The sequence below is a fragment of the Mastigocoleus testarum BC008 genome (genome assembly GCF_001456025.1).
In the GTDB taxonomy this organism is placed as follows: Bacteria; Cyanobacteriota; Cyanobacteriia; order Cyanobacteriales; family Nostocaceae; genus Mastigocoleus; species Mastigocoleus testarum.
Genome location: NZ_LMTZ01000006.1, coordinates 1 through 24089, shown reverse-complemented (window position 1 = coordinate 24089; position 24089 = coordinate 1). Strand labels below are relative to the sequence as shown.

Below are 24089 nucleotides of genomic sequence, written 5' to 3'. Positions count from 1 at the left end.
GCTACTACAAGCCAAATACGGATATTTTATATTTATTTGCACAGTTTACTTTTTTTCTCGCCTACTTACTTGGTTTGTTCCATCGATGAAGCATAGTTGTGCGATACCAATCGTAATTCGGCACATCTTTTATATACGTAGTTTTCGATTTAGGTTTTCTATTTAATTTTTTCGAGTTTATATATTTGAATAAGTACACATAACATGCAGTTGATCGCAAAAAAAATCATTAAATTAGGAGCTTTCAGTTTAATTTTTGCCGGTTTTATACCATTAAAACAAGTCGCTCGCGCACAATTAACTTCTCCTAGTGAATTAAATATTCCCTCAGACATCCCTTCACGACGAATAGAAGAAACAATTCCCAAACCAAGACGAGTACCTTTACCTTCCGAGCCAGAACCCTCTAAACCTTCTCCTTTAGAAACACCCTCCCAAGATATACGACAACGACCAAAAACCCCAAGTAGTGGGAAAATTAATGTTAAGCAAATTAAGGTCCTGGGTAATACGGTTCTCTTTGATGAGATAGATAAACTTATTGCAAAATATAAAAACTGTGCTCTTCAAGTTTGCTCGGTGTCTTTTGAAGACTTAGTTCAACTACGCTCTGAAATTACCCAACTTTATATTGATAATGGTTATATTACATCTGGTGCATTTATCTTAAATAACCAATTTCTAGAAACTGGAATTGTAGAAATTCAGATTGTGGAAGGCGAACTAGAAAAAATTGAAATTAGTGGTCTGGATAAACTACAAAAAAATTATATTCGCAGTCGTCTCAGATTATTTACCAAAGCTCCTTTAAACCGCGAACGTTTAGAAGAAGCATTACAACTATTACAACTCGACCCACTACTGGAGCGAGTTAATGCAGAGTTGACTGCAGGTAGCGCTCCTGGTAGGAATATATTACAGCTACAATTAGAAGAAGTACCCGCTTTAAGTGCAGGTGTTCTCGTTAATAATTATCAGTCTCCCACTATAGGTTCTTTCCAAGGCACAGTATTTGCTAACTACAATAATTTGTTGGGTATTGGCGATCGATTTAGTGCTGAATATGGTTTAACAGAAGGTTTAGATATATACAGTTTAGGTTACACAATACCACTGAATGCCTTAGATGGTAAATTTAACATCAGCTACAGCAATAACAACAGTGAGATAGTTGAGAATCGATTTGCAGACCTGGATATACGCAGTGACTCAGAAACTTTATCATTTGGTTTCCGACAACCTTTAGTTAGGAAACCCAATACAGAATTTGCTCTTGGTTTAACCTTAGATCTACGTGACAGTAAAACATTTTTGTTTGATGATCTTCCCTTTTCATTTTCCGAGGGAACAGAACAAGGTGAATCTAGAGTAACAGTAATTCGCTTTTCTCAAGACTGGTTACAACGGAATGCAAAACAAGTACTTGCTGCGCGATCGCAATTTAGTTTTGGTATTGATGCATTTGATGCAACTATCAACAACACCGGTACTGATGGACGATTCTTTAGTTGGTTAGGACAGTTTCAATGGGTTCAGCAAATTTCACCTCGGACTCTAATTTTAGGTAAAGTTAATGCTCAACTGACACCAGATGCTTTACTTCCTTTGGAAAAAATTAGTATTGGGGGAGTAGATACGGTCCGGGGATATCGCCAAAATCAACTTGTCACTGACAATGGGATTATTGGTTCGATTGAATTGCGCTTTCCTCTAACATCAGATAACTCATTGCAAATTAGACCGTTTTTTGATCTGGGAACTGCTTGGAACAATCGAGGAGAAAACCCAGACCCACAGACCATTGCAAGTTTAGGATTGGGTTTAAACTGGCAACCACAACGCGATCTGTTTTTACAATTAGACTATGGTATACCTTTAGTAGCTCGTGAAAAAGAAGGTAACTCTCTACAAGAAAATGGTCTTTACTTCTCACTGCGCTATCAACCATTTTGAATCGTAGCTCTACCCCCAAGCACAAGTCATTTCCTAACATTATTACACGAAACTATATAATAAGTAACTTCAAAAAAAAGGTAGAGAGTTACTGTGATACCTCTCTACAAACATATCGCCAAAATTGAGAAATAACTACAGTAAACTTTGGATTTATGCAAACAAAAATTGCGAACAAAAATAATGATATATCCTACTAGGATACTAATCAGATATTAAAACCATCTAATCTTCCCAAAACAGCCATATCCTCCGCATCTAATTCTGTTGGTACCCCACTACGAATCAATTCGGCAAAATTTTCATTGGGAACCATTATTGTTAAGGCATATAAACGATTATTTCCTGTATTTTCGATGACATGGGTACCGGTTGGTGGAACTAATAAACTATCTCCAGCTTTAATTTGTATTGTTTTTCCATCACAGCTAGCCATACCGTTACCCTTAAGGATAAAAAACATTTCTACTGCTAACTGATGTCGATTTGGAGGTGTTTTACCGCCAACATCAAAAATTTCTACACAACAAGTTAACGACGTGTTCGCAACTGCTGGGTCGAAAACAATAGCTAGTCGGTTAGTATCGTGGGGACTAATACGATATGCTTGGTAGTCCTCTGGAGATTTGATGACAGGAATAACGCAACTGGAAATCTGCATGGATTTATCTATTCCCCCTAATCTTGTTCAACCATCTATCTGTATCTAGAAAGATTTTTGTCAGATGATTTATTTTTTAGAACACTTATTTTGAGATAACTTATTTTGAGATCGTTTATCGGTCTGATGCTATATTTGCTGAATTATTTAATGCTGCTAAAATTGCTGTTGAATCAGTAACAAAACCAAATATTTGTTTGACGTTGTATAATGTTGCTTGCCAGCAATATTCTGGTGAAGTGGTAGCAGTACAATCTTTAATCAGAATGCAATCATACCCTAAAAAATTTGCATCTTGCAGCGTACAAAGAACGCACTGATCTGCATTTACACCAGTAAATAACAGAGTTGTTTTGCCTAAATTCCGTAAAATGCTATCTAAAGGTGTATCCCAAAATCCGCTCATCCTGTATTTATCCACATGAATATCTTGAGGAGATTGCTCTAATTCTTCCACTACTGCAGCAGCCCAACTACCCTTCGTTAATACTTTTGCTCCATTTTTGGGTAACGGATCCCCTAAGCCTACACCGTTTCCCGTTGGGTTATAAACATGACGTAGACCCGCGCTAATATTTAGTAAATCTGGGCGATTACCCCAATTAACCCAAATTACTGGTACTCCTTGACTCCGCATTACAGGTAATAAACCTTGTAAAGGTATAATCGGAGTTCGTGCGGGTGAAACATCTACACCAATATGTGCTAACCAACCGTCAGGATGACAAAAGTCATTTTGCATATCAATAACTAGAATGGCTGTCTTTTGCAAATCCAATCGCAAAGTTTTACTTTCTGTTGTTAAGATAACTTTTTGTGTGGTTTGAGCAGTTCTAGTAATATCTGCAATAGATTCATTAACTGACCAACTATTTGGTCCAACTCCCAAAGTTCGAAGTGGTGAATTCATAACTTGCAACACTTAACACCATTTTTTATTTTGTAACTCGAAATTCTGTTGAGAGTCCGATTACTTAACTAAGGTTAAAATCATTAAGGGGAAAATTATGAACTTTACGATTCAAAATGTTTTAATTCCCGATGAAAATGCTTATAAGAGTGTAGATGTACAAATTAGTGATGGAATTATTGCCGCGATCGCTCCAGAATTAGATCCAGTTGGTACAGCTGTAAATGGTAAGAATAAGCTACTACTTCCAGGTTTTGTCAATGCCCACACTCACTCTTCTGAAATGTGGCAACGGGGAATTATGTCAATTTTACCCCTGGAGTTGTGGTTAGCGGAACTTTATGATTTTGCTCCCTTAGATATCGAAAGAGTTTACTTAAGTGCTTTGGGAACAGCAGTGGAAACCTTGATGTCTGGTGGTACTACCGTCGTCGATCATTTGGTATTGATTCCAGATAGAGAATTAGAAACTATAGCTGCAGCAGTCCGGGCTTATCGGGAAGTTGGTATTCGTGCTTTTATTGCTCCTTTGATTCAAGACCAACCACTCGCTGCAGGAATTCCCTCAGGGGAAACCGACGAACAAGTACATGAATCTTATTTTCGTCCAACTGAGGTAACTTTGGAACTGATGCAAGCTGCGATCGAGGAGTTCCACAAACCAGAAGATGGGATCTATTTTGCCTTAGCTCCTACTGGAATTCAGTTGTGTAGCGATGCTTTATTTGAAGGATGTGTTGGACTAAGCAATAATTACGACCTTTGTCGTCACTCTCATTTACTTGAAACCAAAGCACAACAGAAACTCGCTCAAGAAAAGTATGGTTGTACTGCAGTCGAACATCTTAACAGGTTAGGCTATTTAAATTCCCGTACTTCCCTTGCTCATTGCGTTTGGCTTACAGATAGTGATATTGACATTCTCGCAGAAAATCAATCTACAGTTGTTCATAACCCTTTGAGTAACTTACGTTTGGGTAGCGGTATTGCTCCTATTTTGAAATACCGTCAAGCAGGAGTAAATATTTCTTTTGGCTGTGATGGTGCTTCTAGCAACGATTCCCAAGATTTATTAGAAGCCATTAAAATTGGCTCCATTTTGCATAACGTAACTGATGCAGATTATCAGCACTGGATTACACCAAAACAAGCAGTAGAAATGGCATCTTTAGGGGGAACAAAAGGATTAAACCTTGCTGAAGAATTGGGTTCTTTGGCTGTTGGGAAAAAAGCAGATTTAGTACTGTACAACCTTACTGATTTATCTTTACTACCACGTACGGACCCCATCGGCTTATTAGTTTTGGGACGTCCCACAAATGTGGTTGACAGTGTTTGGGTAAATGGTAAACAAATAGTTGATAATAACAAAGTCAAAAATGTTAATGTGGATCGACTCCGACAAGAATTATTTAATCGCAGTCAATGGGAAACAAAACGAAAGTCAAAAACAGTTGCTGAACTAGAACAACACTATCGTTCGATAATGAATTTGAAAGATTAGTTTTTTCAAAGATAATACTTTCAAAAATAACACTTTCAAAAATAACACTTTCAAAAAGAATACTTTCAAAACTATAACTTTGAAACCTGTGCCTTCAAAATCAATACTTTGCTAATGGGATTTGCAAGGAATGTTTATCGGCTCGAGTTACGCTCACTTCTAAAAGTAATCGAGCTATATTCTTTGCAAATCAATGTAAAAATTGATTTACAGGATACGAAAGTATTATAGTTTATTACTCTCAATTTTATTTTGATTTTTTATCAACAATATCTAACTTATTAGTCTAGATAATTATTTTATCAATTGTTATAAAAATTTACCAGAAAGTATTTTGCAATAAATATAACAAGGAGTATTTATTATCATTTCTTGATTCTTTTTGTTCCATAACCTAAATATATATTTGCTATGTAGTATTTCATGATGGGTATAGCTTAGAATTTATATTTATATCCTTATTCTAGAGAAATATGCCTTAGGATATAGCGGTATTTATGCAGAGGTAATGTTTTATTTAATTGGAAAATTTTTATATTTATCTCCTGGCTCAATATAAATACTCATACCCCATCATCCAATGCAATTTGAAAGTGCCAAAAGAATAACTGGTCGATTAGTGGCACAATATAGACATGTTATGAAATACTAGTAGAGGTTGGCGGAAATAAATAGCCAGTTTTAGCAACGCCCATGCGCGGGCGTTGCTCTCTCCCAGACAGACTTTTGGTTTACCCAATAACTAAAAAAACTGACTATTTATTTATGCTCTAGTGTACTAGGTAGATATGTTCAGAAATTATAAATTAGAAATTTTCAATTTCAAAACTTCCAACCACAAAACTTCCAACCACAAAACTTCCAACCATAAAATTACTCGTTTTTATAACATTCCATAGCATTATTTGTTTTGTTCAGTAAACTAAAGCTTTCATAAGTTAAATTAGGAAATAATTTCAACCCTAACGATATAATATCTAATGTTTCCCAAATCTTCTTAGTACCTTATAACTGTGACTTATTCTATCGAAAAATATATTGACAAACGAACATTTAAATTTAAAATAGCTGTTGTTTCACCTAATAATATCTATCCAAAGTGATATTTCTCTTCGTTGAATAATTAATGCTTAACTTTGGTAGATTTTTTTTAGTATCTGACGCTATTTTCGTGTAGATTAAAATTTTGTGTTTCCTAGTATTGTATATCGTGATGGTAAAAAATCATAGAGATACTAAATTCCATTTGCCAAAATGGTCAGTTTTAGTCGCATCGAGTCTTGTTGCGATAATTACAAGCATTAGTATTTTTAGCATAAAAAAATGGTCAGATAGAAGTTATAGATCTGAAATATTAGTAATAGAAATAGCTAGGCAATTGAACAGAATTAATGCTCTGGAATTGGAAGCAGTTGCAGAAAATAAAGTAGATGAGTCTAACCTCAAAGAGATAGAAAAAACTCGCGATAATATGACTGCAACAATAAATGCAATCACTCAAATCGATCCAAATCAAGAAAAGCTATATGAAATTCTCGGCTTGTACAAAAAATATAAAAAATTCCAGGATGAACAATTTAAATTAATTGCAGAAAGAAAGATAAAACAGTCAATTAAAATAGACAAAGAAGAGGTAGATCCAACATTTGAAAAAATTGTCGAGAAAATAGATTGTTTAAGCAAAGATTATAAACATCAAAAAGAACAAGCTGACTTCATATCTTACTTAGGGATTTTATCATCTTTAATTTTTGCAGCAGGATCCCTTGGTATTGTATTTTGGCGCTTTAATGCCTCATTGTTAATCCAAACCCAAAAACTAAATCAAGCACTTAGTGAATTACAACAAACACAAAGTCATTTAATTCAAACAGAAAAAATGGCGGGTTTAGGTCAAATGGTCGCTGGGGTAGCACATGAAATTAATAACCCAGCTACTTTTATCTATGGCAATATTAACTATACAAAAACCTATACTAGTCAACTCCTAGAATTAGTCGAACTTTATCAAAAAAATTATCCTGAGTCGAGTTCAGATATTCAGAATATGATTGAAAATATTGAACTGGATTTTTTGAAAGAAGATTTACCCAAGACCCTATCATCAATTCAAAATGGTTCGGAACGAATTCGTCAAATAGTTCTTTCTTTACGAAACTTTTCCCGCTTAGATGAAGCAGAAATAAAGGAAGTCGATCTTCATGCGGGGATAGACAGTACATTACTAATTCTCAGTACCAAATTTATTAAAGAAATTGAAATTATTTGCGATTATGGTGAATTACCACCAGTGGAGTGTTTAGCCGCACAAATAAACCAAGTCTTTATGAATATTCTGAGTAATGCTGCAGATGCTTTACTGGGTGATAAATCAATCTACTCTAAAAAAATTATTATTCATACTGCAAGAATTTCCTTTAACCATATTCAGATAAAAATTGTAGATAACGGTCCTGGTATGAAACAAGAAATTCTCAACAAGATATTCGACCCGTTTTTTACTACTAAACCAGTTGGGAAAGGAACTGGGTTGGGACTTTCGATATCTTATAAAATTATTGAAAAACATCAAGGTAAGATAGCAGTTGATTCTCAACTCAACAAAGGAACTGAGTTCACAATTACTTTACCAATTCGACACAATCAAGATTCTATTCGAGATATAACTCATGACATGGTAGTGAAGTTAACATAAAAAGTAAAATTGGCGTTGGTGAGTGCGTAATGCTTTTGATACAACTATCTACAAAAAATTACTATCTACAAAAAATTAATGTTTCAGTAATTTAATTTCTTGATTAGCATTCTCTATTCAGCAACGCCATAAAATTGCTTAAATCGTAATTCACTATAATTCACTGCACAGTAAATATAAACAATACACCTATGTGCGAAACGTTTGTTATTTTGATATCGAGTGTAGAGTAAAATTGTGGCTAATTCTGTCGATATGCTCAATATAAACTATTGAATATCAAAAACCTGTTATAGTCGTTTATGAGTATCGATGTATAGTATTTCTTCCTGTTTTCTCGAAGAATTTTTCTCTTACAAACTTAACTATCACAGGTTTTTGAATAAATTTTGACGAACTATTTTCGATAAGCGATCATCAGTAAAGAGTTCGAATGGTCTTTAAGAAAATGTTTGGAAATTTATAAATTTCGTGGTCCATTAACCTCTTGCATCTTCCCCAGACATAAGAGCCTATCAGAACTTGATAGATTCCTATCCCACATACCGATATTTACACTAGATGTCATTTTGTGAATCTTTTTGTAGCTCCTTGCAGTTCCAAAAGCCAAAAATTAGCCAAAATCCCAACATCCCCGAGGTCAATAATAAAATCGGAAATGCACCATATCTTGCTATTAACGGTGGTGCAGCTGCAGTAAATAAGCCGCCACCAAGTATTGGTTCAAATAGTAATTGTTTGTAAGCGAAACACTCAAATGCACCGGAACGATTATCTGGATCCACCATTCTTAATAACAATATACCGGTAGAAGTCACTCCCATTGACTGCCCCAGATCTCCCAATCCTCTTTCGTAAGGATAAAAAGGAATCAAACGTGGCGCGAGAAAAATGAAAACGAATATATTCCAAAGAATACCTGCCACTGACAAAATTAATATAGCCGGTAAGTTTTCTCCTAATGCAGTCAAAGAAATTGTGGCTAAAGCAGTGATAATTGTTATGTCTAGTGCTAATCCACCAATTCTCTCCATCAAAGGTCTGCTAATCATGTAGCTGCTACCAACACGCACCACAAGTAATTGGACTATAATTCCCCCGATCAAGGCAATGGGAAACAAAGGAACATAAGGCATCAATCTAAATCCTTCTCCCATCCCCCAGGTAAGTGACTCAATCAAAATTAATGATTGTTGTATCAACCAACCTACAGCAATTGCTAGTCCTACAAAACCAAAATTCAGGGATATTGGATCGATCAATAAATCCCGAAATAGATATTTTCTTGCTATTTCAATATCTGAATGACCTTCTACATTGATCTGATTTTCTTTACTTTGCTCGATATCTAAATCGATCTCTGTTTGGCGTTCTATCTGAATGCGTCCAGTACTTTTTCCCCAATTCATCAACCAAGTCCCAGCAACAATACCACCTACCAGTCCAATGGTGGCTAAGGTTAAGGATAAGTCTTTACCTGCAGGGAAATTCAATTGCTCAAAAGTCTGCGCCATACCTGCAGCGGTTCCATGTCCTCCTTCAAAACCCACCTCGATTAAGGCTGCAGCAATGGGAGGTAACTTAAAAACAGGTGTTAATACGGTGATACTGAGCAATAAACCAATGACATATTGTCCCCACCCTAAAGTTTGTCCAAAAGCTGCTTGGGGAGAAGCCTGACGCCAAATCATTCGCCAACCAGGTATTGATTGTCCCAGAAATAAGGTTGCAAATACTATGTTTATAAAAATACTGGGTGATTGACTCCATACAGTTCGAATTGCTTCGGGGAAAAGTCCATTCGCCCAAGGTGAAGCAGGATTATTGGCTGCAACAATTGCGCCTAAAACACTTGGACCTAATAATAAAGCAATTACGCCTGCGACCAAAGAACTTGGAATATAAAGCGATCGCAAAATTCTAATTCGCTGTCTAATGAAGCGCCCTACAAGAATTAATACAGCGATAAAAATATAAGCCCAGAAAACATCTATGAGTCTAAACATGTTATTTTGCTGTAATTACTGAGAAAGTAATTAAAATCTCTCCCAGGATAGTTTTATCTGCATATCTTTTCTATTTCTTATGAATGCAGATCGCAGATTATATATTATCTACCGCAAATCAGATGATATTTTCTGAAAATTAGTTTATATCCAAGATATTCCAAGGCTAAATATTCGCAGGTAATATAAATGAACCATCTTCACCTGGTTTAAAGTCAATAATCTCTGATACTGCGTCAATATTTAAAGCGCCATAAATATGAGGAAAAACTTCTTCTCCTTCGAGAGCTTCATAACGGATTTCTGGTTTGACTTTACTGGGAATGATGCAAAGAAGTTTTAAATTATGTTGATTTTTGAACAACCGATTGGCGACTTTAACTACTTGCGATCGAGTCGAACAATGGATAAAACCTTCCGACTCCAAGGTATCACCAAGATAAATACCAGTTGATTTTGCTTCTTCCCACACAGTGGATTGGGTAATGTGAAAAATTTGATTCATTTATATTTGATTCATTTATAGCGGATTGCAACTAAGTGAGGTACAGTTCAAAAACTGAAAGTCAGTTATAAAGCAGATTCTACTCCTGACTCCTGTCTTCTGACTCCTGAATTCTGCTGTATATAGGTAATTGAGATATAAGTAATCGAGATATAAGTAATCGAGATACAAGCAATCGAAAAAAATTAATTTGATATTCCAATAGCACAATCTAAAAACATGTACGTACGAATAAATTCTTTATCTACGCCTTTATCTTGACCTATATGGTTTGATTGGAGTGCGCTACTTTACGTCGTAACACACCCCAATATTGAAACATCTACTATGTGCAAATGATATTTGGATGAAAATATTCAGTTAACTGATTTGTCTTCAAGAACAGATGTTTTTTGCTCAGATTGGGGAATAGCTTTAATATCTGCTTTCTCTGACTTAGCAGGTACTTCCGCTTTCTCTGTCACTTTTGTATCAGTTTGAGAATTCGGTTTCAATTCCAATTCAGTTTTAGGTTCTGGTTTAAATTCTTGATTGGACTCCTCAGATTTAATTTTGTCTGGATTAGGTTTCTTCGTTTGAGGTACTGATTCGACTAGGGGAGATTTAATAACTTCTGGTGAAGCTTGCAAAGTTTCTTTTGGTGTTTCTGGCGCGACTGATGGTGCGCTCGGAGACGGAATTACTTTTACCTCAGGTGTTGGAGATGGAATTACTTTTGGTGTAGAAGGTGCTGCGGGTTGAGAAACTGCAGGTTGTTTTGCTTGTTGGGTTTCAACTTCAACTTTCGGTGTTAATTTTGTTGCAGGTGCTCTTTGAGCTTCAACTTTAGGTACTGGCTTAATTGCAGGTGTGGGTTTAGCTACTGGTTCCGTAACCAAATATTTGGGATCGATAATCGAGAGCAATTCGTCAGCTTTGAGTTCGCCTCTAGTAATTTGAGCAAGAGTGTCCTTACCCTTGGGATCGTACGTAATTGTCCTGATGGTACTATTAAAAACATTTTTTACAGGATTACCCTTTCCATCGATAAATTCAAGTTTTACCCAATTTTTACCCGATTTGAAACCTTTGAGATAAAGTGAGTGCCAACGGTCTAAAATGAAACTCTCACCGTTAACAGTACAACGAATTCGCCAATCTCCTATTTTCTCGTTCTCTTTTTCTCGTGCAACTAAATGCAACGGAGCATTCGTTAGGTAAAAGTCTAATAGTATAGGTTCTGCACCATAATCGCCTTCCGGACGAGAATAGGTCAGTAGTGGTAATTGCGGATCTGGATTGTTGCGATCGCTCTTAGTAAAAACATGGAATTTTACTTGGTCATAAGCACCTTCATTTTTAAAGCTTTCATACCAAGGAGTTGATGCAAACACTCGTAAAGTATGAGTCCCTGCGGATAAATTGGAAATCTCCAATGGATGTTCGAGATCGTAAACTTCTTGATATTGCTCGTTATCCAAAATCACCTGCAAATGAGGTCCAAGACCCAACCGGGGATTTTTGAATACAGGTAAATCTTTGACTGAAAATTTAATTTTTAAGGAGTTGTCTTGTAAAACTTCCTCAGGCTTTGGGCTTAAGATTCGGACTTGCGGTTGATGCACCTCCAATTTTTGCTGCAACCTTTGAATAACCACTGGTGGAGAAACTTCTGTAATCTGTTGGGAAAGTTTTCCATGGGTTGTTTGCGAACCTGCATTGATTCGACTCAAATCAACAGACGCATCTTTCCCAGTTGCTTTTCCGCCACATCCTGCCAAATTGACAAGTATTATTAACAAAAGTAAATATTTAAAAAAATTAATATTAATCCTCATTGGAAAAAGTTTTGTTAAGACCTGTTTCCACGGTGAGTTCATTAGTTTTTCCTTACATTTCCAAACACTAATAATCATCTAAATTATTCGTATTAATTTTGTCTGAATTGATTGGTAGCCAAATATAGCCCCAAAGCAGAAATATAGTTCATTTTCTATATCTGGAACTCAAATATAAGATTTTTATTTTTTCCATTGTCATTTTATTCATAGTTTTTTTAACTACATCAGAAAATCAATAACTAAAGAGTAATAAAAGCTTATATCCCGTAAATAGTAGAGCTAGAGCCCAATCAGCTAAATTCTTGATGAGGATTAAATCGAACATTAAGTCAAAACTACAAATTGATAAAAGTTGCGAATTGTTTCTGTTTGTAAATTAAATACAGTAACTATTGACTTTTGCACACCTATTTAAAAGACACAATCAATATTGGACAATCGATCCAGGGATTTTTAATTATTGTTAAAATGTTTCTGACTATGTGGGAGTAAAGCCCTTATAATTCAACTGAAACCACTAATCACAAAAAAATTTTCTTGTGACTCCAGTATATTTATGGAGAAAGTGAAAAGTTTCGCAAACTCAAGAAAGTAACTTGTGAGAAAATTGATTCCTCAATCCTTATCTAGAGAGGAGGTCGAATGACAATTAGTCCTCCAGAGCGAGAGGAAAAGAAAGCTAGAGTTATAGTCGACAAAGATCCAGTACCAACTTCCTTTGAGAAGTGGGCAAAACCAGGTCATTTCGACAGAAGCTTAGGCCGGGGTCCAAAAACCACTACGTGGATTTGGAACCTACATGCGCTCGCCCATGACTTTGATACACATACAAGCGATCTAGAAGATATATCCCGCAAAATCTTCGCTGCTCACTTTGGTCACTTAGCAGTAGTGACATTGTGGCTGAGCGGGATGATATTTCACGGAGCCAAGTTTTCTAACTATGAAGCTTGGTTAAGCGACCCGCTAGGGGTTAAACCCAGCGCTCAAGTCGTTTGGCCCATTGTTGGGCAAGATATTTTAAACGGAGATGTTGGTGGTGGATTCCACGGAATTCAAATCACAAGCGGCATATTCCATGTATGGCGTGGCTGGGGTATTACCAGTTCATTCCAACTCTACTGCACAGCGATTGGTGGTTTAGTATTAGCAGGCTTATTCCTATTTGCAGGCTGGTTCCACTACCACAAACGCGCACCAAAACTGGAATGGTTCCAGAACGTAGAGTCCATGTTGAATCACCACTTGGCAGTATTGCTTGGTTGTGGTTCTTTGGGTTGGGCAGGTCACTTGATTCACGTGTCCGCACCTACAAATAAGTTGTTGGATGCGGGAGTAGCTCTCAAGGATATTCCCTTACCTCATGAATTGATACTCAATAAAGAGTTGTTAACCGACCTTTATCCCGGTTTTGTTAATGGGTTAACACCTTTCTTTACCTTAGACTGGGGACAATATGCAGATTTTCTCACCTTCAAAGGTGGTTTGAACCCAGTTACAGGTAGCTTGTGGATGACAGATATTGCCCATCACCACTTGGCGATCGCGGTAGTATTTATCGTCGCAGGTCACATGTACCGTACCAATTGGGGTATTGGTCACAGCATCAAAGAAATTCTCGAAAATCATAAAGGTCCCTTCACCGGTCAAGGTCACAAGGGTCTTTATGAAGTTTTGACCACATCTTGGCATGCTCAGTTGGCAATTAACCTTGCAATGCTAGGTTCTTTGACAATTATTGTGGCGCACCACATGTACTCCATGCCTCCATATCCATACTTGGCTACTGACTATGCAACTCAGTTGTGCCTATTTACTCATCACATGTGGATTGGTGGTTTCTTAATTGTTGGTGGTGCTGCTCATGGAGCCATATTCATGGTGCGGGATTACGATCCAGTAGTTAACCAAGACAACTTACTAGATCGGGTTATCCGTCATCGGGATGCAATTATTTCCCACCTCAACTGGGTATGTATTTTCCTAGGCTTCCATAGCTTTGGTTTGTACATCCATAACGACACTATGCGTGCCTTGGGTCGTCCCCAAGACATGTTCTCTGACGCCGCAATTCAATTGCAGCCAGTGTTTGCTCAGTGGGTACAGAATATCCACACAATGGCTCCTGGTATTGGTGGTACAGCACCCAACGCATTAGCAACTGTATCTCATGCTTTTGGTGGTGGTGTTGTAGCGGTAGGTGGCAAAGTAGCAATGATGCCCATTGCTTTGGGTACAGCTGACTTTATGGTGCACCACATTCACGCGTTCACCATTCACGTTACCGTTTTAATCCTGCTTAAAGGTGTTTTATATGCCCGGAGTTCTCGTCTGATTCCAGACAAAGGAAACTTGGGCTTCCGCTTCCCCTGCGACGGTCCTGGTCGTGGTGGTACTTGTCAAGTATCTGGATGGGATCACGTATTCCTCGGACTATTCTGGATGTATAACTGCCTCTCAGTTGTAATTTTCCACTTTAGTTGGAAGATGCAATCTGATGTTTGGGGTACTGTAGACGCATCTGGCAATGTGTCTCATATCACTTACGGAAACTTTGCTCAAAGTGCGATCACTATCAACGGCTGGTTACGCGACTTCTTATGGGCACAAGCTGCACAGGTAATTAACTCCTATGGCAGTCCACTTTCAGGCTACGGTCTGATGTTCTTGGGCGCTCACTTTATTTGGGCATTCAGCTTGATGTTCTTATTCAGTGGTCGTGGCTACTGGCAAGAATTGATTGAATCCATTGTTTGGGCTCACAATAAATTAAAGGTAGCACCTGCGATTCAACCTCGCGCTTTGAGTATTACTCAAGGTCGTGCAGTAGGATTGGCACACTATCTTTTAGGAGGAATTGCAACAACTTGGGCATTCTTCCACGCACACATACTTTCAGTAGGCTGACAATTGGCTTTATGAGTTTGAGTGATGGGTTTTGGGTCATAAAACTTTTGAATATTAGTGATAGATGGTAAAACATCACAAACTATTAAATTTCAACTGTTAAAACTCAAAACTCAAAACTCAAAACTCCTAGAAAAGCTTAAATCAAATGGCTATCATGTCTGAGGATTTATAAAACCTATGGCGACAAAATTTCCAAAATTTAGCCAGGATCTCGCACAGGATCCGACTACGCGTCGGATTTGGTATGCGATGGCTATGGGAAATGATTTTGAAAGCCATGATGGCATGACCGAAGAGAATCTTTATCAAAAGATTTTTGCAACACACTTCGGTCATCTGGCAATCATTTTCCTGTGGGCATCCAGCCTCCTGTTCCACGTTGCTTGGCAAGGTAACTTTGAACAGTGGATTAAAGATCCTCTTCACATCCGTCCCATTGCTCACGCAATTTGGGATCCCCACTTTGGTAAACCAGCAATTGAAGCTTTTACCCAAGGTGGAGCAAGCAATCCTGTTAATATTGCTTACTCTGGTGTTTACCACTGGTGGTACACCATTGGCATGCGAACCAACAACGACCTTTACACAGGTTCGGTATTCTTACTGCTCCTAGCTTCAGTATTGTTGTTCGCAGGTTGGTTGCACTTGCAACCCAAGTTCCGTCCTAGTCTCTCTTGGTTCAAGAGCGCTGAGCCTCGTCTAAATCACCACCTAGCTGGTCTTTTTGGTGTTAGCTCCTTAGCTTGGACTGGTCACTTGGTTCACGTTGCTATCCCCGAATCTCGTGGTGTCCACGTAGGCTGGGATAACTTCTTGAGTACACCACCACATCCAGCAGGTTTACAACCCTTCTTTACCGGGAACTGGGGCGTTTATGCTCAAAATCCCGATACAGCAAGCCACATCTTTGGTACCTCCCAAGGTGCTGGTACTGCAATTTTGACCTTCTTGGGTGGATTCCATCCCCAGACCGAGTCATTGTGGTTGACCGATATGGCTCACCACCACCTCGCGATCGCAGTTCTCTTTATCGTTGCTGGTCACATGTACCGGACAAACTTCGGTATTGGTCACAACATCAAAGAGATGCTTAACGCCAAAACATTCTTTGGCAATAAGAGCGAAGGTCAATTCAACTTGCCTCACCAAGGGCTGTACGATACCATCAACAATTCGCTACACTTCCAGTTGTCTTTGGCACTGGCATCTTTGGGAACAATTTGCTCCCTAGTAGCGCAACACATGTACTCTCTGCCTCCCTACGCATTTATATCTAGGGATTACACCACACAGGCAGCTCTGTACACCCACCACCAGTACATTGCAGTTTTCTTGATGACTGGTGCTTTTGCCCACGCTGCGATTTTCTGGGTTCGTGACTACGACCCCGAACAAAACAAGGGCAACGTATTAGACCGCGTGTTAAAGCATAAAGAAGCGATTATCTCCCACTTAAGCTGGGTATCTCTCTTCCTAGGCTTCCACACTTTAGGTTTGTACGTACACAATGACGTAGTAGTTGCCTTCGGCACACCTGAGAAACAAATCTTGATTGAGCCGGTATTTGCTCAGTTCATTCAAGCTGCTCACGGTAAGGTGTTATACGGCATGGATACTTTACTGTCTAACGCTGACAGTATTGCTTATACTGCTTATCCTAACTACGGCAACGTTTGGTTGAGTGGTTGGTTGGATGCCATCAACAATGGTTCTAACTCTCTATTCTTAACCATTGGACCTGGTGACTTTTTAGTACACCACGCCTTTGCTTTAGCAATTCACACCACAGTTCTAGTACTTGTAAAAGGTGCTTTAGATGCTCGTGGTTCCAAGCTGATGCCCGATAAAAAGGATTTCGGCTATGCATTCCCTTGTGATGGTCCTGGTCGTGGCGGTACTTGTGATATCTCCGCTTGGGACTCCTTCTATCTAGCTCTGTTCTGGTCATTAAATACAGTTGGATGGGTAACATTCTACTGGCACTGGAAACACCTGGGTGTATGGCAAGGAAACGTGGCACAGTTTAATGAGAACTCCACATATCTCATGGGCTGGTTCCGCGATTATCTGTGGGCAAACTCTGCTCAGTTGATTAACGGGTACAACCCCTACGGCATGAATAACCTGTCTGTCTGGGCATGGATGTTCTTATTCGGACACCTAGTTTGGGCAACTGGCTTCATGTTCTTAATCTCCTGGAGAGGTTACTGGCAAGAGTTAATTGAAACCTTGGTTTGGGCACACGAGCGTACTCCTTTGGCGAACTTAGTTCGTTGGAAAGACAAGCCCGTTGCTTTATCCATCGTTCAAGCGCGTGTAGTTGGTCTAGCTCACTTTGCAGTTGGTTATGTACTGACGTATGCCGCCTTCCTCATAGCTTCAACGGCTGGTAAGTTTGGTTAGTCCTGCTGCTAGTGGTTTAGGTTATTAAAGAATCCCCTGCCTGAGGTAGGGGATTTTTTATGCAATGATTTTTTGTACAATTAATTGTGATATTGAGCTCAACTCAAAATTCAAAATAGATATAGCACTACCTGCAAGTAATACCAATTTGGAAAAATAATGAGACGGATATATTTTGTAGAGACCTTGCGTGCAAGATCTCTACCGAAGGATATGTTGCAATTATTTATTTAATCGGTATAAGGAGTAAACTCTCACAAATCATAGCTTTTTAATTTTGACTTTATTTTATTACCTTCTAATTAAAGCTAGCTGATATCCTGTTATGTAGTATGGTTTTAGCAAATGCTTAGAAAAAGACTCTAAATTTAATCGAATATTATATCAAAATATTAGAAATTAAAGTTTTTATTTAATTGTTTTGGGATATTGATAACACAATGAAGGCATATTACATACAGAATAGCTTTAAAATGTTTTTTGCTTGCTAAACCTGTATATCTAATAGTATGTCTCAAATTTCATCTGAGTGGAACAATGAAGCATATGTGTCTTTGCATTTAGTTCAAAAAATGCTACAAATGGCTGGTTTACCAGCAAAGAGTGGTTATTCTCATTGGTATCCAGAGTTTAAAATAAAAAAGTTAAGAAATTGTCGAAAAAAATGGTGGGTAGATTTTTATATTGAGGACTTAAACAGATATATTAATTTTTTAGTTGAAATTAAAAGTGCAATTGCTCGGATAGATGATAGTGCTCGTTATCAATTATATACATACCTAAATTATTCAAATACTCGGTTTGGGCTATTGATAGATCCTTTCCGACTAGAAGTATATGAATTAACTAATGGTCAATTTAATTTAATTACCAAGCATACTATTAAAGATCCAACTAGAGTAGAACCTATTGCTGAGTTTCTACGTGATTTCTTATTTACAATTAATATGCGTACAATTTCTATTCATACCTCAAAAGGTGGGGTTGGTAAAACAACTTTGGTTATTAATCTTGCTTTTGAATTAGCAAAACAAGGTAATAGAGTTTTAGTTGTTGATTTAGATGATCAAGCAAATGCAAGCTTAGTCTTAGGAGTTAATAGAGCGGATGAAATCGACAATGCTTCTAGCTTAGAAGAAGTCGAACAAATTCTTGATGATTTTGCTGGGAGAAAAGAATTAATTGACTTTTTGAAAGCAGATAAAGGTCTTGGGTTTAACTATATGGACTATGTTTATAGCAGTCAATTTAATAAATATATTAACTATTATATTTGGGGTATAAACGGAAAAATAGATGTGATTCCTGGTAGCTATAGAACAAAAGATGCTGAAATTGGTAGTAGACCTTATCGTCAAGAGTTACTTAACAAGGGACTTCAAAAGTCAGATATAGCCAAAGATTATGATTACGTCATCATCGATACTCCTCCAAGTTATACAGATATTACTTGGAATGGAGTGTGTGCGGCTCAATATATGGTGATTCCATCTCAGATGGAATATCTTTCAGCTTACGGAATAAATAATCCAATCAAGCAAGTCAAAGAAATCGAGCAAAACACAGAGGGTAAAAGGGGTAAAATAATCGGCATTGTTCCTTTTATGACTCGAGGGACTAATTTAAATAGAACAATGAAGGAATTGATAAAGAATCGCTTTGAACGTCAAAATATTTCAATGCTCCAGGAAATTCAACATTCCACCTATGTGGGTGAAGCATTGAAAGCTCGTCAACCAATGTCTGTGTATGCAGAAAAGACCGGAAAGGGAAAAAATGTAGCTTATCAATTTATCAGCTTAACTCAGGAAATCATCAGAATAATTAATACTATTGAGAAAAACTGAGTAAGTAAAATGCCTGATTTATATAAAGGTATAGAATGTAAGCCTTATCTGATTTCCCTCAGTCAAATCGAAGTCTTTCAAAAAGATTCTGGTACTTCTCCATGGATGTTAGAGAAAATTTCCAGTTCTTGGAAGGATGAATTTAACTGTAACTTTGCTCTTCCGTTAGTTTGCTTGACAGATAGAGAAGATACATATCATCTGCTTACTGGACTTGCGATTTATGAAGCCGCAAAATTTGCTAATATCGAACAAATTTGGGTATTTATTATTGCTGCACAGCAAGCAGTAATTGGGAAGGCTATAGAACAAGTAACACTACAATCAAAACTTAATCAAAGAGTCATAGAACCATCTGACGTGGAAGATTTTTTAAGTTTTCTCAATCACAGCGATAAATCTACTTTGATGAGCATCCCTGGAATTAAAGATGGGTATGCCAAGCTGATACTAGATAATCGTAAATATAATTCCCTTGAAGATTTAAAACATCGTTTGGGAGTTAAACGAACTTTAAAGTGGTTAAAAGCATATAAGGAACCCAAGGTTTAATATTTATTTTGAGGAAGCACTTATTTTAAGGGAGCAAGTCTGTCGAACAGATCTGCTTTTAATTTTGCCGGGTACAGTGGTAGTAGTAAGTAGAAAATAAAGCGAGGGGTAAAATTTAATTCATCCTTGTGATTATGAAATAGCGACAAGTACTGCAAATTTTTGAATCAATTTGAGAATAAATGTAAAATAAAAGCTAAAGTTATTAATATTGCCAATACATAATTTTATTTACTTAGGTTCAAAGTATGAGAGTCATTCCTTTTCAGCTCACTTCAAGTCTTGGGTAATTTGAAAAAAAAATATTTTGTCCCCAAAACAAGCTATAAATATAACACTGAGAAGGTTTTCTAAAAGTTACAAGCCTTGAAACAGGAAGACACAAATCCACAAAACAAAATAAACTTTACAGCTTACTATAGTAAGGATTACGGCAATGTATATTTAGGTAACACTCTCGAATTAATTAAGTTTATCCCTGACGACAGTGTCAACTTAATTTTAACTTCGCCTCCCTTTGCGCTCACGAGAAAAAAAGAATATGGCAATGAAAGTGCAGAAAAATATATAGAATGGTTTTTACCTTTTGCTCGTGAATTCAAACGAGTCCTTGCTCCAGATGGTTCATTTGTATTGGACTTAGGTGGTGCGTATCTTCCAGGTTTTCCGGTTCGTAGTATCTATCAATACGAACTTTTAGTCACATTGTGTAAGGAAGTTGGATTTTACCTCGCCCAAGAATTTTATCATTACAATCCATCTCGACTTCCAACTCCAGCAGAGTGGGTGACTGTACGGCGAATTCGGGTTAAAGACTCAGTAAACGTAGTTTGGTGGTTATCAAAAACTCCTCACCCCAAAGCTAACAATAGAAAAGTTTTAAAGCCCTATAGCAAAAGCATGAAGCAATTACTCAAACGCGGCTATAAGGCTAAATTACGTCCTAGCGGTCATGATATTTCGAATAAATTCCAAAAGGATAACCAAGGTGCAATTCCACCTAACTTGCTAGAACTTGCTAATACCGAGTCAAACAGCGCTTATTTGCGTCGCTGTAAGCAAGAAGGAGTTAAACCTCATCCTGCACGTTTTCCTTCAGCTTTTGCAGAATTCTTTATTAAATTTGTGACTGATGAAGGTGATGTGGTACTGGATCCATTCTCTGGTTCGAATACTACAGGTTTTGTTGCAGAGACGTTAAAACGTCGGTGGACATCTTTTGAGATCAACGAGGATTACATCCTTGGTAGTCGTTATCGGTTTGAAGATATTTAGATGTTGTGATTTTCAAGTGCATACGTCTAAATCATTCACTATCTCACGATTAGCGCTACCGAAGAATTTAAAGTTGCTGATGCGATCACGTCCACAAGAGATTCTCCCCTGGAAATTTTTCTATTTGGGGAGATCTCAAGACTACATTTACATTTATGTTCGCAACGAAATTTACCGACTGGCGATCGCTCGTCATTTTCCTTGATAGGATATAAAACCTGCATCCATGTCAACAAAAATTCTACCTCCAAGATTTTTCTCTGCTTGTCGCCAGACTTCATAACCCATAAGGATTGCTCTCTCCCAATCACTGAGGGAACATTGAGAAATTTCTAAATCTAAGGTCATATTTTTGATTGTTTTTAGCAGTTCGTAATCTATTGCTTTAACTCCCTCTAAGAACTCGTGATTTTTAGCATAGCTAAACACAAGTGCTGAGATACCTTCCTCAATAGCTGTAGCGCGACCACCGTCTTCTACTTCGTCAAAGAGGCGATCGCTTTTTCGCTTGCGTCCAAGAAGTTTACGAATTACTGGGGACCAACCTAAAACTGCGACGTAGGAAAGATGGAAAATATCATGAAAGCGGTACCCATCGCTGGAGTAGCAGTTATCAGTTAGGTCATTTCCAACTTGTTTTCCGTTAATAAATAGTTTTATTTTCACAGAATTGTTTTCGCGGACCTCAATAATGTTTACTTCAAACTGACGTAGTAAGCGTTCTTGTTCGGAAAAGTCTTTGTCGAAGAAATAACCTTTAGTTTGAGTATCTTTCCCTTTGGTTCCCCAACGATTAAGACACTTTTTCAAATTACCTTCTGCAATTTCTTGTAAATTAAGGTCAAACTTACTTGTTACATTGGCAATATACCAAAGTAAATCTCCTAACTCTTCTGCTATACCCTCTTTGAAAAGCTTGTGAGCACTTCCATCTCGTAGATGTTTTTTATACTCAGTCAAAAGTGAACCAGCTTCACCGACTAAACCCAGTAAAGGTACGATAACGTCATTTTCTGTGCCACTGGGAACTTGGTCAGTCTTCAGTGCTTGTTGTTGATATTTGTGAAAGTCCATTATCCACTCCTTTGATTAAAACTTTGTTTCGATGAGAATTTGGTTATTTTGGATTCTTGAATAGCTTGGTTAATTCCCCAATTAGGTGGATACCAACAATCGAAGGGTTGAGAATTGGCTGAATATTTCTGTTTGATGCGAGTTCGACCAGATATTCCCGATATTTCTGGATGTTTAATTCGGGCGTACTTATCGACTTCGCAAAATAGATTTTGGCAGTCAATTAGTTGTAGTGGGCGTCCCCAAAGAGATTTAAAATCAAGCTCTAATCGCTTGAATTCAGACTCTTGGTTATCTGCCATATATCTGATAATGTCTGTTTCCTTGAGACCACCCAAATCAGAAAAACATTTGCGGATACCATCTAATGCACCGGGACCAGGAATTACAAACTCCATTTCGCTAAAGTTGGTAATCTCGCTGTAGTTAATATCGGTAATAAACTGATACGCCAAAAAATTTCCAATCGTTGGATATTTGAGCAGTAACTCGAAACCTCGCTGCATTGAAGATGCATCTGCAAGCTGTTTTGACAGTTCATCGCCCATCATCTTTTCGATTAACTTAAGATGATTGCGGTGCTTGGTAGTGTACCCGAGAATTTTACCGCCTGAAGGCATGATGTATGCTGCAGAATATATCCTTTTGCCTGACTCCATTGCTTCTGTCAGAACTTTGTCATAGCGTTCAAAAGAATAGTCAGCATAAACGATTTGACCAAGATGATGTTCCAGAAGCTCCCAAGTTTTAATTTTGTTAAAAATCTTGAAGAGAATAATTCTAAAGAAAACCTCCTCCTTAGAAGTTGGTAAGTCCGAGCGGTAGATAACGTGGCGAATCAAGTATTGGCTTGTGCGATCGCTAGCCCGATAGGCATTGGTAAACTTGTAGCTAGAAAGTATTTGGTCTTTAGTCCAAGGCATTGATGCATTTTGTAATTTCTTAAAAAATATCTTTTGCCTTTCGGCGGCGAACAGCCAGTAAGTATCGAATACAACTGTAGGTTTAGCAGACAAACGCTTTGAAATGATGGTGGGTATTGGAGTAAATTTTGGTTTTCCCCCAAGGTTACCAAGCTCCAAATTTAGTTGTAAATTCTGCTTATCTTTTTCTTTAACCTGCTTCTGATTTTTAATTCCCATGTTGCAAGGCGATGAGCATCTACTCTATATAAGATGAATGCTCATAAGCTTATCTGTCCATGGGGTTAATCTCAATTTTTTTGCAAGGACATAATTTTTTGTAGAGGTGGGACAGGTGCTGTTCTATCCACCAAGAATTTCAAAAAGCATCAGATTTATTCCTATCTATGATTCAGTTTTTGATTGTAAGGCTTTGCGAACCGCCTCTTTAAGTGGTGTTATTACAGGTGATGTTTTTCCAATTTTTTTTCCGTTGATTTCTTCGTCCAACTTTGCTACGCCAACAAAACAGTTCATGCGCTCAAATTTCAGTCCCATTTCATGAGCCATAAAATTACCCAACTTACAAAGACCTAAATAATTACCATAGGCTTTGCTAAGTATTTGTTGAGTTGCGTAAAAAGCATTAAGAACTAAGGTTTTATCCTTATTGTTTGGCACAAAGCTGATATGTCCTAGACAAGGAAAGCCTAACTGTGCATTCCGAACGTGGTCTCGCGCTGGATCAAAAATAGATGCTTGAAACATACTTCTTCTAACTTTAGGGCGTGATGTATACTCAGAAATAATGTGTTCTAGCTGGTTACCATTGTGAGGACATGAGTCGAAAGCAATAAGTCTTTCAAAATAAAGACAAGGACGGTATTTATTTTCAACAGCTTTTATCTTAGGAAGGTCGTCAATATAATTTTGAAAAAATTCTTGACGATTGTGCTTAAAAATTTCCCACATAGAAGCAGGGAATATTGTTTCAGAAACGAATGGCACTAAGAAAAGCTGGAACCCTTGTGGTTTAAACAGTCTGTAATTGCTTATTTAATTCATGCCGTGG

The 24089-nt window shown here is 37.6% G+C and carries 17 protein-coding genes; 9 read left to right on the top strand and 8 right to left on the bottom strand.

The window, feature by feature from the left end; translation table 11 throughout:
• The first annotated feature begins 204 nt into the window (after positions 1-204).
• Positions 205-1953 carry a ShlB/FhaC/HecB family hemolysin secretion/activation protein gene (locus BC008_RS02360; RefSeq protein WP_027845280.1) on the top strand — a complete coding sequence of 583 codons (1749 nt, stop codon included), beginning with the start codon at positions 205-207 and terminating at the stop codon, positions 1951-1953.
• A 208-nt stretch (positions 1954-2161) separates the two neighbouring features.
• Here BC008_RS02360 and BC008_RS02355 read toward each other — a convergent pair whose 3' ends face one another.
• Both BC008_RS02355 and BC008_RS02350 read right to left on the bottom strand, forming a co-directional pair.
• Complete coding sequence (locus BC008_RS02355; RefSeq protein WP_027845279.1) at positions 2162-2614, bottom strand: cupin domain-containing protein; 453 nt, start codon at positions 2612-2614, stop codon at positions 2162-2164.
• Between the two features lie 115 nt (positions 2615-2729).
• Entirely contained in the window at positions 2730-3524 is a 795-nt protein-coding gene (locus BC008_RS02350; protein WP_027845278.1) for a cysteine hydrolase family protein, read from the bottom strand.
• A gap of 97 nt (positions 3525-3621) precedes the next feature.
• On the opposite strand from BC008_RS02350, the gene BC008_RS02345 reads away from it, so the two are divergent.
• Together BC008_RS02345 and BC008_RS51110 are read left to right on the top strand one after the other, a co-directional pair.
• A complete protein-coding gene (locus tag BC008_RS02345; RefSeq protein WP_027845277.1) occupies positions 3622-5028 on the top strand; it encodes an amidohydrolase in 1407 nt (468 codons plus the stop codon).
• A 1378-nt stretch (positions 5029-6406) separates the two neighbouring features.
• A complete protein-coding gene (locus tag BC008_RS51110) occupies positions 6407-7723 on the top strand; it encodes a sensor histidine kinase (protein WP_321170065.1) in 1317 nt (438 codons plus the stop codon).
• A 557-nt stretch (positions 7724-8280) separates the two neighbouring features.
• Here the strand turns inward: BC008_RS51110 and BC008_RS02335 are convergent.
• The 3 genes from BC008_RS02335 to BC008_RS02325 form a co-directional block, all read right to left on the bottom strand.
• Positions 8281-9729 (bottom strand): sodium/glutamate symporter, encoded by a 1449-nt coding sequence (locus tag BC008_RS02335; RefSeq protein WP_027845276.1) that lies wholly within the window; start codon positions 9727-9729, stop codon positions 8281-8283.
• Positions 9730-9895: 166 nt separating this feature from the next.
• A complete protein-coding gene (locus tag BC008_RS02330; RefSeq protein WP_027845275.1) occupies positions 9896-10234 on the bottom strand; it encodes a DUF952 domain-containing protein in 339 nt (112 codons plus the stop codon).
• Positions 10235-10590: 356 nt separating this feature from the next.
• Positions 10591-11994, bottom strand: coding sequence for a hypothetical protein (locus BC008_RS02325; RefSeq protein WP_235595780.1), 1404 nt, complete (start codon positions 11992-11994; stop codon positions 10591-10593).
• 702 nt (positions 11995-12696) lie between these two features.
• Between BC008_RS02325 and psaA the strand changes: the two genes are divergently transcribed.
• The 6 genes from psaA to BC008_RS52010 all read left to right on the top strand — a co-directional run bounded on the left by psaA (position 12697) and on the right by BC008_RS52010 (position 21246).
• On the top strand, positions 12697-14961 hold the full coding sequence (psaA, locus tag BC008_RS02320) for a photosystem I core protein PsaA (protein ID WP_027844781.1): 2265 nt from the start codon (positions 12697-12699) through the stop codon (positions 14959-14961).
• Positions 14962-15141: 180 nt separating this feature from the next.
• Positions 15142-17367, top strand: coding sequence for a photosystem I core protein PsaB (psaB, locus tag BC008_RS02315; RefSeq protein ID WP_027844782.1), 2226 nt, complete (start codon positions 15142-15144; stop codon positions 17365-17367).
• 509 nt (positions 17368-17876) lie between these two features.
• The gene (locus BC008_RS02310) at positions 17877-19214 is read left to right on the top strand and encodes a ParA family protein (protein WP_058183038.1); all 1338 of its coding nucleotides are present in this window, start codon (positions 17877-17879) and stop codon (positions 19212-19214) included.
• A gap of 9 nt (positions 19215-19223) precedes the next feature.
• Positions 19224-19766 (top strand): hypothetical protein, encoded by a 543-nt coding sequence (locus tag BC008_RS02305; protein WP_027844784.1) that lies wholly within the window; start codon positions 19224-19226, stop codon positions 19764-19766.
• A gap of 366 nt (positions 19767-20132) precedes the next feature.
• On the top strand, positions 20133-21041 hold the full coding sequence (locus BC008_RS02300) for a DNA-methyltransferase (RefSeq protein ID WP_027844785.1): 909 nt from the start codon (positions 20133-20135) through the stop codon (positions 21039-21041).
• Between the two features lie 79 nt (positions 21042-21120).
• Positions 21121-21246 (top strand): hypothetical protein, encoded by a 126-nt coding sequence (locus tag BC008_RS52010; protein ID WP_268768191.1) that lies wholly within the window; start codon positions 21121-21123, stop codon positions 21244-21246.
• Here the strand turns inward: BC008_RS52010 and BC008_RS02295 are convergent.
• The 3 genes from BC008_RS02295 to BC008_RS02285 form a co-directional block, all read right to left on the bottom strand.
• On the bottom strand, positions 21234-22115 hold the full coding sequence (locus tag BC008_RS02295) for a nucleoside triphosphate pyrophosphohydrolase family protein (protein ID WP_027844786.1): 882 nt from the start codon (positions 22113-22115) through the stop codon (positions 21234-21236). The genes BC008_RS52010 and BC008_RS02295 overlap by 13 nt on opposite strands.
• Positions 22115-23257 (bottom strand): nucleotide kinase domain-containing protein, encoded by a 1143-nt coding sequence (locus BC008_RS02290; RefSeq protein WP_058183036.1) that lies wholly within the window; start codon positions 23255-23257, stop codon positions 22115-22117. The genes BC008_RS02295 and BC008_RS02290 overlap by 1 nt, the downstream gene beginning before the upstream one ends.
• Before the next feature lie 165 nt (positions 23258-23422).
• Positions 23423-24025 (bottom strand): thymidylate synthase family protein, encoded by a 603-nt coding sequence (locus BC008_RS02285; RefSeq protein ID WP_201026073.1) that lies wholly within the window; start codon positions 24023-24025, stop codon positions 23423-23425.
• Between the last annotated feature and the right edge of the window lie 64 nt (positions 24026-24089).